The sequence below is a fragment of the Pseudomonas sp. 3JA genome, from assembly GCF_036961705.1.
Taxonomy (GTDB): domain Bacteria; phylum Pseudomonadota; class Gammaproteobacteria; order Pseudomonadales; family Pseudomonadaceae; genus Aquipseudomonas; species Aquipseudomonas fluorescens_Q.
This window is the reverse complement of record NZ_JBAMDJ010000015.1, coordinates 138,494-147,862: the sequence shown is the minus strand read 5'-3', so window position 1 is coordinate 147,862 and position 9,369 is coordinate 138,494. Positions and strand designations below refer to the sequence as shown.

General features: G+C 62.2%; 9 protein-coding genes. 3 read left to right on the top strand and 6 right to left on the bottom strand.

The window, feature by feature from the left end; translation table 11 throughout:
• Positions 1-254: 254 nt before the first annotated feature.
• From V7773_RS14380 to V7773_RS14360, 5 genes are all read right to left on the bottom strand, one after another.
• Complete coding sequence (locus V7773_RS14380) at positions 255-575, bottom strand: DUF2388 domain-containing protein (protein WP_170867266.1); 321 nt, start codon at positions 573-575, stop codon at positions 255-257.
• Between the two features lie 65 nt (positions 576-640).
• On the bottom strand, positions 641-1,090 hold the full coding sequence (locus V7773_RS14375) for an NfeD family protein (RefSeq protein ID WP_336073955.1): 450 nt from the start codon (positions 1,088-1,090) through the stop codon (positions 641-643).
• A gap of 9 nt (positions 1,091-1,099) precedes the next feature.
• Positions 1,100-2,020, bottom strand: a complete 921-nt coding sequence (locus V7773_RS14370) for an SPFH domain-containing protein (RefSeq protein WP_063323882.1) — start codon at positions 2,018-2,020, stop codon at positions 1,100-1,102.
• 125 nt (positions 2,021-2,145) lie between these two features.
• A complete protein-coding gene (locus V7773_RS14365) occupies positions 2,146-3,930 on the bottom strand; it encodes a GspE/PulE family protein (RefSeq protein ID WP_063323883.1) in 1,785 nt (594 codons plus the stop codon).
• Between the two features lie 144 nt (positions 3,931-4,074).
• Positions 4,075-4,413 (bottom strand): hypothetical protein, encoded by a 339-nt coding sequence (locus V7773_RS14360; protein ID WP_063323884.1) that lies wholly within the window; start codon positions 4,411-4,413, stop codon positions 4,075-4,077.
• A gap of 126 nt (positions 4,414-4,539) precedes the next feature.
• Here V7773_RS14360 and V7773_RS14355 point away from each other — a divergent pair, with 126 nt between their 5' ends.
• Complete coding sequence (locus V7773_RS14355; RefSeq protein ID WP_063323885.1) at positions 4,540-5,010, top strand: Lrp/AsnC family transcriptional regulator; 471 nt, start codon at positions 4,540-4,542, stop codon at positions 5,008-5,010.
• A 121-nt stretch (positions 5,011-5,131) separates the two neighbouring features.
• Here the strand turns inward: V7773_RS14355 and V7773_RS14350 are convergent, their stop codons facing one another.
• A complete protein-coding gene (locus V7773_RS14350; RefSeq protein ID WP_063325205.1) occupies positions 5,132-6,499 on the bottom strand; it encodes a CYTH domain-containing protein in 1,368 nt (455 codons plus the stop codon).
• Positions 6,500-6,657: 158 nt separating this feature from the next.
• Here V7773_RS14350 and argE point away from each other — a divergent pair, with 158 nt between their 5' ends.
• Together argE and argA are read left to right on the top strand one after the other, a co-directional pair.
• A complete protein-coding gene (argE, locus tag V7773_RS14345; protein WP_336073952.1) occupies positions 6,658-7,815 on the top strand; it encodes an acetylornithine deacetylase in 1,158 nt (385 codons plus the stop codon).
• Positions 7,816-7,947: 132 nt separating this feature from the next.
• Positions 7,948-9,246 (top strand): amino-acid N-acetyltransferase, encoded by a 1,299-nt coding sequence (gene argA / locus V7773_RS14340; RefSeq protein WP_063323887.1) that lies wholly within the window; start codon positions 7,948-7,950, stop codon positions 9,244-9,246.
• Positions 9,247-9,369: the final 123 nt, after the last annotated feature.

Sequence of the window (9,369 nt, the reverse complement as noted above, 5' to 3'; positions counted from 1 at the left end):
AAGCCCGCTCCCACAAGGGACCGGCGGTTCGATCGTTCCCACGCTCCCGCGTGGGAATGCCGCCAGGGACGCTCCGCGTTCCGCTTCTGGAAGGTGACGCAGAGCGTGGGGACGATCAGCTTCAAGCCAATCCATGGGTTGTCTGGGCTGACGCCTTCGCGAGCAAGCTCGCTTCCACAAGGGGGGCAGCCTCGGGATGTTCGCCGGACAAAAAAACGCCGCTCAATGGAGCGGCATTTTTTATTGGCCGGGAATCACTCCTGGGCGACGGCGTTTTTCGCCAGGATAGCGTTGGCCAGTTCCATGTCGGTGGCTTGCAGGCCTGGGTTGTCAGCACGCACTTTCTGCATCGCCGCTTCCAGGTAAGGGCCACGAATACCGCCGTCACTGGCGACGAAGCTGCCGGCATCATCCTGGGCGGCGACGATCAGCTTGTGATCCTTGAAAGTCAGGTAGGTGGAACCGGTGGTTGCACCGGATGAGATGACGTTACGCCAAAACGTGTCGGCCATTGCCGAGCCAACAGGAAGAGACAGCAAGGCTAGGGTAGCGACAGCAAGTTTGAGACGCATGATAGGTGACTCCACTGGGTTAACTATGACGTTGGATTACCCGCGCCTCTATTCAGTTCCATGACTTCTCAGTCAGCCCGTTCCACCTGCAGCACCGCCCCTTCCTGCGCCACCACCCTGACTCGCGTGCCCACGGGCGACTCGGGCCCCTTGGCCAGCCAGACGCTGTCGGCCACCTTGATCTTGCCACGGCCATCGACAATCGCTTCATGAACCTGGAAGACCTTGCCGATCAGCTCTTGCCCGCGCAGGTTCAGGTGCGGTTGATCGCTTTGGCGCACCGCGCTGCGCTGGCGCTGCCACCAGTACAGTGCCGTTGCGATGGCGAACAGGCCGAACAACAGGAACTGCAGCTCCCACGGCATCTGCGGCAGGATGAACGTGAGCACGCCAACTGCCGCGGCGGCCATGCCGATCCACAGCAAGTAGCCGCCGGCACCGAACACTTCGAGGATCAGCAGGATGACGCCCAGCGCCAGCCAGTCCCAGTACGACAGGTGTTGTAGGAACATCCACATAGGCGTGCCTCAGGTTTTCTTGCTATCGAAGGTGGCCTTGACGATCTCGCCAATGCCTCCGACCGCACCGATGACCTGGCTGGCTTCCAGTGGCATCAGGATCACCTTGCTGTTGTTGGCCGAAGCCAGTTTGCCCAGCGCATCGATGTATTTCTGCGCGACGAAGTAGTTCACCGCCTGGACGTTGCCGTCGGCAATCGCCTGGGACACCACTTGGGTGGCCAGCGCTTCGGCTTGCGCCTGGCGCTCGCGGGCTTCGGACTCCAGGAACGCGGCTTGACGGCTGCCCTCGGCCTCGAGGATCTGCGCCTGCTTCTTGCCTTCGGCGGTGAGAATCGCCGACGCTCGCAGGCCCTCGGCTTCGAGGATCTGGGCACGCTTGATACGTTCGGCTTTCATCTGCCCCGACATGGCGGCCATCAGGTCGGCCGGCGGGCTGATGTCCTTGATCTCGATCCGGGTGATCTTGATGCCCCACGGCGCTGTGGCTTCATCGACGGTGCGCAGCAGTTTTTCATTGATACCGTCGCGCTGGCTCAGCATCGCGTCCAGCTCCATGGACCCCAGCACGGTACGGATATTGGTTTGCAGCAGGTTGCGGATGGCGTGCTCGAGGTTGTTCACCTCGTAGGCCGCCTGGGCCGTATTGACCACTTGGAAGAAGCACACGGCGTCGATCTGCACCGTGGCGTTGTCGGCGGTAATGACCTCCTGGGGCGGGATGTCCAGTACGCTTTCCATGACATTGATCTTGCGCCCGATGCGATCCATCACCGGGATGATGATGTTCAGGCCGGGCTTGAGCGTGTTGGTGTAGCGCCCGAACCGCTCGACGGTCCATTGGTAGCCTTGGGGCACGACCTTGAACCCCATGAACAGGATGGCGACCACGAGGCCGATGAAAAGTAAAAGTACGCTACCGATCTGCATGACGGTTCCCTGTGCGAATTGAGATGGACCTGCGAGCCCTGAGTGTAGGGCACGCGGCCAGTATCTTCGCTATGGTCCGTTCCGCTTTGTTTGTGGGATCTTTCTGCCCCTGAGCCAGACAGTTCCTACTTCTGCTCGCTTTGCGGCGTCACCCGCAGCACTTCCTCGACCGTGGTCAAGCCCGCCGCCACCTTTTGCGCCCCCGACAGGCGCAGGCTGCGCATGCCTTCCTTGAATGCCTGGCGGCGTACCGCCAGCAGGTCGGTGTCGGGGTGGATCAAGGCCTTGACGCTGTCGGTCAGTTGCATGATTTCGTAGACGCCGGCGCGGCCGCGGTAACCGGTGTCACGGCATTCCAGGCAACCGACGGCCTGTTGGGCATTGCTCGGCAGCGGCGCCTGCCAGGGCCTCGTCAGGGTTTGCCAGTCGTCTTCATCCAGGGTCAGGGGGGCCTTGCATTGAGGGCACAGGGTGCGTACCAGCCGCTGGGCCATGACCCCGAGCACGGTGGCCTTGATCAGGTAATGGGGCACACCCAGCTCCAGCAGGCGACTGATGGCGCTCGGCGCGTCGTTGGTGTGCAGCGTCGACAGCACAAGGTGCCCGGTGAGCGCCGCCTGGATCGCCATCTCGGCGGTCTCCAGGTCGCGGATCTCACCGATCATGATGATGTCCGGGTCTTGTCGCATCAGTGCCCGCACCCCGGCGGCGAAGGACAGGTCGATGTTGTGCTGGACCTGCATCTGGTTGAAGGAGGCCTCGACCATCTCGATCGGGTCCTCGATGGTGCAGAGGTTCACTTCCGGCGTCGCCAGTTTCTTGAGCGTGGTGTAGAGGGTGGTGGTCTTGCCGGAACCGGTAGGCCCGGTCACCAGGATGATGCCGTTGGGCTGGCGGGTCATGTCCTGCCAGCGACGCAGGTCGTCGGCGGAGAAGCCGAGTTGGTCGAAATCCTTGAGCAACACTTCCGGGTCGAAAATCCGCATGACCATTTTTTCGCCGAACGCCGTGGGCAAGGTCGACAGGCGCAATTCCACTTCGCCACCGTCCGGGGTCTTGGTCTTGACCCGGCCGTCCTGGGGTTTGCGTTTTTCCGCGACGTTCATCCGCCCCAGGCTCTTGAGACGGCTGACGATTGCCATCGTGACCTGCGGCGGGAACTGATAGACGGTGTGCAGCACCCCGTCGATGCGAAACCGCACGGTGCCCTGCTCGCGGCGCGGTTCGATGTGGATATCACTGGCACGCTGCTGGAAGGCGTACTGGAACAGCCAGTCGACAATATTGACGATGTGGGCGTCGTTGGCGTCCGGCTCCTGGTCGCTGGCGCCCAGGTTGAGCAACTGCTCGAAATTGCTCAGGTTGCTCGGTTGCTGATCGACCGTGGTGGCGCCGCTGACCGATTTGGCCAGGCGATAGAACTCCACGCTCAAGCGCTGGATGTCCACAGGGTTGGCGACCACCCGCTTGATCGGCAGCTTGAGCACGTGGGTCAGGTCGGCTTCCCAACTGTTGACGTAGGGCTGTGCGCTGGCGACGGTGACGGCGTCACGATCGACCGCCACTGCAAGGATCTTGTGACGCTGGGCAAAGGCATAGGACATCAAGGGGGTCACGGCCGCGACGTTGATTTTCAGCGGGTCGATGCGCATGTAGGGCTGGTCGGCCTGCTGGGCCAACCACAAGGTCAGGTTCTCCAGGTCCAGGCGCTTGCCGGGCCGGCTGAGGTCGTCCAGGTGCTGGTTGGCGATGAACTCCAGCGGATGCAACTGGCTATTGGCGCTGTGGCGTCGGCGGGCGTTCAGCGCGGTTTCGGCTGAATCCTGGCTGATGAGGCCCTGGGTGACCAGTTGGCGCAGCAGATCGTTGAGGTCCAGCCAGCGGTCCTGAGTGGCGTGTTTGGTGGACATGCGGGTTCCTATTGGACAATTGCAGCAAAGCCGCGATACAGACGCTTCGGCGTCCTCGCTCGGTCTGCAAAAGAATAGTCCCGACCCCGTAGACCGTTGGGCCACTACCCGACCAATGCGTTACCAATTCTTGCCCGTGGGCGTTCAACGGACGGCTTGGGCCGGCCCAACGTGCGCAATATCAGCGTCTTGCAGGTCCACCGAACAGACGCTGATCAGGTTACGTAATTTTTCAGCGATGACCTGGGCACGGTGCCAGCTCAGCCCGTCCATGACGATGTCCAGCGATAGCACATCGCCTGGGCGTTCGACATGAACCTGCTGCGGCGTCAGGCCCTGCAAGGCAAACAGGTTCAACGCCCGACACAGTAAATCCGGCTCGGCTTCGGCCAATATCCGGTACTGCACCCGACAATGGGTATTGGCGGCGTGCCAGACGTCGGCGCGGGTCGGGGCTATGGCAACGGCTTCGAGTGGGGGCATGTTCGGTCTCCTTGATGGCTGGAGAAATATTTACATGCGAGTCGGGGTATTTCTTATCTAAGATGAGTGATTCTGGCGATATTTTGAATCGCCTGATTCTCTACATCAGTCATTTTGGGTTTGATTATGCACAGCGAATTGGATGGCTACGACCGCAGGATACTGGCGCTGCTGCAGGAGGATGCCTCGCTGTCCAGTGCGCAGATCGCCGAACAGGTCGGCTTGTCTCAATCGCCATGCTGGCGGCGGATCCAGCGGATGAAGGACGAGGGCATCATTCGTGGCCAGGTGACCCTGCTGGATCGCAAGAAAATCGGCCTTAACACGCAAATCTTCGCCGAAATCAAACTCAACGCCCACGGCCGTTCGAACTTCACCGAGTTCACCGAGGCGATCCGCGGCTTCCCCGAAGTACTGGAGTGTTACGTGCTGATGGGGTCGGTGGATTTTCTGTTGCGCATCGTCACGGCGGACATCGAGGCGTATGAGCGATTCTTTTTCGAAAAGCTGTCGATGGTGCCGGGGATCCAGGAAGTGAACTCGATCGTGGCGCTGTCGGAGATCAAATCGACGACGAGTTTGCCGGTGGTGCGCTGAGTTCTGTGGAGGATGTGCTGGCCCCATCGCGAGCAAGCTCGCACAGTTGATCATTAGCGGCCACTAGATGTGGTTACAACGCTGAACCCCTGTGGGAGCGAGCTTGCTCGCGATGGCGGCGTCACAGGCGCAGCAAAGTCTTCCAAGCCCGATTCTGGTACACCGCAATCGCCTGTTGCTTGCGCGCATCCAGCGTTTCGTCGGTGATCGGTTGGTTGGCCAATTGCGCCAGTTTGTTCAGTTCACCGTAGAGGCGATCCATTTCCGGGATCTCCAGCACATGGCGGGCGTGGTGCAGCCAGGCCTGGATGCGTTCGATGCGCGGCAGTTGCTCGGCGAGGTCTTCCGGCTGCTGCTGGTAGCGTTGCAGTTGCAGGGACGACGACTCTTCGCCGAGCAGGCGCGGCAGCCAGCTGCCCAGTTGCGCCGCGCCCTGGCGATTGCCGCGGGTGTTGCGCTCGGCGGCCCAGCTGCGAGCCAGCAGCCAGCGTGAAGTGTTGAGGGAAAACAGGCCCCAACGCGGGTCTTGCAGCTCTTCAAGGAACTGCTCCGGTGCCGCTTTGCGCACGTCTTCGTCATCCAGGCCGGCCTGGACAAGTGGGCGCCAGTCTTCCAGCAACGCGTCCAGGGCCAGGCGCAAATCGTGGGTCGATTGGCGCGGCGCGGCCTGGCCGAGGCTGCTGAGCAGGGCACGCAGTTCGGCGAGGTTTTCCACCCAGTCCTGCAGCAGGCGCCAATGGCCGTTGAAACGGTATTGTTCGGCCAGGCGCTGGCTGCTGCCGAGCAGATGCCAGCTCAGCGCGGCGAAGGCGTCATCCAGCGGCGTTTCGGCGGTCAGTTGTGGCGCTGGCAGGCTCAGGGCGTAGCTGCCCGCGTCGTACAGGCGATAGCCACGCTCGGCCTTGCTGATGTCGCAGGGCATCAGGGGCAGGGTCGCGGCCAACTCGGCGGCCAGTTCCAGCAGGGCGGCGGGTTCGCCTTCGCGCAGTTCCAGCTCCAGTTCGCAGATTTCTTCCTTCTGCTTGCCGACCACCACATGGCCCAGGTCCAGGGCGGCTTCGATGACCACCTTGCTTTTGCCACGGCCCCAGGCAATTTCAGCGCGTTCGCGAACGAAATCGGTGGTGAAGATGGCCTTGAGGGTTTTCTTGTCCAGTTCGGCCAAGGCCTCTGGCCAGCATTCGCCGTCGAGCTTCTTCAGGTCGAGCTTGGCCTTGGGCAGGTGCCAATCGTACTCGTTGCGCTCGGACAGGCCGGCGACGCTTTGGCCGCGGGTCTTGAGGGTCTGGATCACTTCTTCGCCATCGCGACGCAGGCGCAGGGCGACCTTGGCCCGGGCCAGGTCACGCTCCGGCGTGTCGAAATACTGGTTCATCAGTTCGTGGCGTTCCCAGCCACTCTTGTTGCGTTTTTTCAGCAGCGGGTGCTCGCGCAGGGCTGCCAGGGTCTCGCGGCTGACGCGGAGTTTGATTTCGGTTTCTTTCTGCATGGCCGGAAAATCCAGGGATCGGGTGTGCAGCCGGGGGAAGGTGTGGCTGCCAAGGTCGTGCAGTGTACAGGACTCGCTCATCCTACGCGCCGCGGCGGTTTATTCCTTGCGCCAGATGGTTCTATGATGGACATCAATCTGTAAGCCCGGAGTCAGCGATGCCTTTGCCGTCCATGAAAGATCAATTCGCTGCCCTGATCGCCGCCCCTTCGGTCAGTTGTACCCAGCCTGGGCTGGACCAGTCCAACAGTGCCGTGATCGAACTGCTGGCGGGTTGGCTCGACGACCTTGGGTTCTCCTGCGACATCCAGCAGGTCAGCCCCGGCAAATTCAACCTGCTGGCCAGTTTCGGCAGCGGCCCCGGCGGCCTGGTACTGGCTGGCCACAGCGACACGGTGCCGTTCGACGGCGCGTTGTGGCAGACCGATCCGCTGAAGCTCACCGAGGTCGATGGCCGCTGGGTGGGCCTGGGCAGTTGTGACATGAAGGGTTTTTTCGCCTTGGTCATCGAAGCGGTCAAGCCGCTGCTGGACCAACCGTTCAAGCAACCGCTGCTGATCCTCGCGACCTGCGACGAAGAAAGCTCCATGGCCGGCGCCCGGGCCCTGGCCGATGCCGGGCGACCACTGGGGCGTGCGGCGGTGATCGGTGAGCCGACCGGCCTGCGGCCGATTCGCTTGCACAAAGGCGTGATGATGGAGCGCATCGACATTCTCGGGCGCAGCGGCCATTCCTCCGATCCGAGCCTGGGCCACAGCGCGCTGGAAGCCATGCACGATGCCATGGGCGAACTGCGCGGGCTGCGCCTGCGATGGCAACGTGAGTTCCGTAACCCGCAGTTCACCGTGCCACAACCGACCCTGAACTTCGGCTGCATCCATGGCGGCGACAATCCCAACCGCATCTGCGGCCAATGTTCCATGGAATTCGACCTGCGCCCCCTGCCGGGCATGGACCCGCAAGTGCTGCGGGCGGCGATCCAACAGAAGCTCGACCCCATCGCCGAACGCCATAAAGTCAAGATCGACTACGCACCGCTGTTCCCCGAAGTGCCACCATTCGAGCAGGCCGAAGACTGCGAACTGGTACGGGTGGCCGAGCGACTCACCGGCCATCGTGCCGAAGCAGTGGCGTTCGGCACCGAAGCGCCTTATCTTCAGCGCCTTGGCTGCGAAACCCTGGTGCTTGGTCCTGGCGATATCGCCTGTGCCCACCAGCCGGGTGAGTACCTTGAAATGTCACGTTTGCAACCTACCGTGCAGCTGTTGCGTCAGTTGATCGGACATTACTGCCTGACGCCGGTCACCGCCGGCTAAATTGCCCGTATCCGGGCCCGTATTCATGAGGAGAACGCGCGTGTCGCCAAGCCTGTTCCGACGATAACCACCAGCCCGCTGTGCGTTCCGTTTCGTCTTTTTTCGGCTGTTATTTATTACAGGCCCAGGTTCATGCCCGAATACGTCAATTGGCTTCGTCACGCTTCGCCCTACATCAACGCCCACCGCGATTGCACCTTCATCGTCATGCTGCCCGGCGATGGGGTGGAACACCCTAATTTCGGCAACATCGTCCATGACCTGGTGTTGTTGCACAGCCTCGGCGTGCGCCTGGTGCTGGTCCATGGTTCGCGCCCGCAGATCGAAACCCGCCTCGCTGCGCGGGGCCTCACGCCGCATTATCACCACGGCATGCGCATCACCGATGCCGCGACCCTGGAGTGCGTGATCGACGCGGTCGGCCAGCTGCGCATCGCCATCGAGGCCCGCCTGTCCATGGACATGGCGTCCTCACCGATGCAGGGCTCGCGGCTACGGGTCGCCAGCGGCAACCTGGTCACTGCGCGTCCCATCGGTGTGCTCGAAGGCGTGGACTATCACCACACCGGTGAAGTGCGCCGGGTCGATCGCAAGGGCATCAATCGGCTGCTGGACGAGCGCTCCATCGTGCTGCTGTCGCCGTTGGGTTATTCCCCCACCGGAGAGATCTTCAACCTGGCCTGTGAAGACGTTGCCACCCGGGCGGCCATCGACCTGGCGGCCGACAAACTGCTGTTGTTCGGCAGCGAGCAGGGGTTGATTGGCGAAGATGGCAGGTTGGTGCGCGAGCTGCGTCCGCAGCAGGTGCCGGCTCATATACAGCGCCTGGGCAGTGACTACCAGGCCGAACTGCTGGATGCGGCGGCCCAGGCCTGCCGTGGCGGCGTGGCCCGTAGCCATATCGTCAGTTACGTCGAAAACGGTGCGCTGCTGGCCGAGCTGTTCACCCGCGATGGCAGCGGGACGCTGGTGGCCCAGGAGCAATTCGAGGTGGTGCGCGAAGCGGCCATCGAAGATGTCGGCGGCCTGCTGGACCTGATCAGCCCGCTGGAAGAGCAGGGAATCCTGGTGCGTCGTTCCCGCGAAGTGCTGGAACGCGAGATCGAACAATTCAGCGTGGTCGAGCGCGAAGGCATGATCATCGCCTGCGCGGCGTTGTACCAGATCGCCGATTCGGATGCCGGGGAACTGGCCTGCCTGGCGGTGAACCCGGAATACCGCCACGGTGGCCGGGGCGATGAACTGCTGGAGCGAATCGAAACCCGGGCCCGCGCCCAGGGGCTCAAGACGCTGTTCGTGCTGACGACCCGCACCGCCCACTGGTTCCGCGAACGTGGTTTCGAGCCCAGCAGCGTCGAGCGTCTGCCGGCGGCGCGGGCGTCGCTCTACAACTATCAGCGTAATTCGAAAATCTTCGAAAAGGCCTTGTAACCCCCTGGTCATTCCTACCTGCGGGGGACTGTCGCAGGTTGCGTCTTTTTGATTTCAAACAATGAATCGTCAGACGCATAGCGATCAAGATCGCAACCTTCGCAGTTCCCGGCGTGTAGCCAA

Bases quoted from the DNA above. Each gene is read 5' to 3' on its own strand.
- V7773_RS14360 (WP_063323884.1), bottom strand. From the start codon at position 4,413: ATGCCCCCACTCGAAGCCGTTGCCATAGCCCCGACCCGCGCCGACGTC.
- V7773_RS14350 (WP_063325205.1), bottom strand. From the start codon at position 6,499: ATGCAGAAAGAAACCGAAATCAAACTCCGCGTCAGCCGCGAGACCCTG.
- V7773_RS14375 (WP_336073955.1), bottom strand. From the start codon at position 1,090: ATGTGGATGTTCCTACAACACCTGTCGTACTGGGACTGGCTGGCGCTG.
- argE (WP_336073952.1), top strand. From the start codon at position 6,658: ATGCCTTTGCCGTCCATGAAAGATCAATTCGCTGCCCTGATCGCCGCC.
- argA (WP_063323887.1), top strand. From the start codon at position 7,948: ATGCCCGAATACGTCAATTGGCTTCGTCACGCTTCGCCCTACATCAAC.
- V7773_RS14370 (WP_063323882.1), bottom strand. From the start codon at position 2,020: ATGCAGATCGGTAGCGTACTTTTACTTTTCATCGGCCTCGTGGTCGCC.
- V7773_RS14355 (WP_063323885.1), top strand. From the start codon at position 4,540: ATGCACAGCGAATTGGATGGCTACGACCGCAGGATACTGGCGCTGCTG.
- V7773_RS14365 (WP_063323883.1), bottom strand. From the start codon at position 3,930: ATGTCCACCAAACACGCCACTCAGGACCGCTGGCTGGACCTCAACGAT.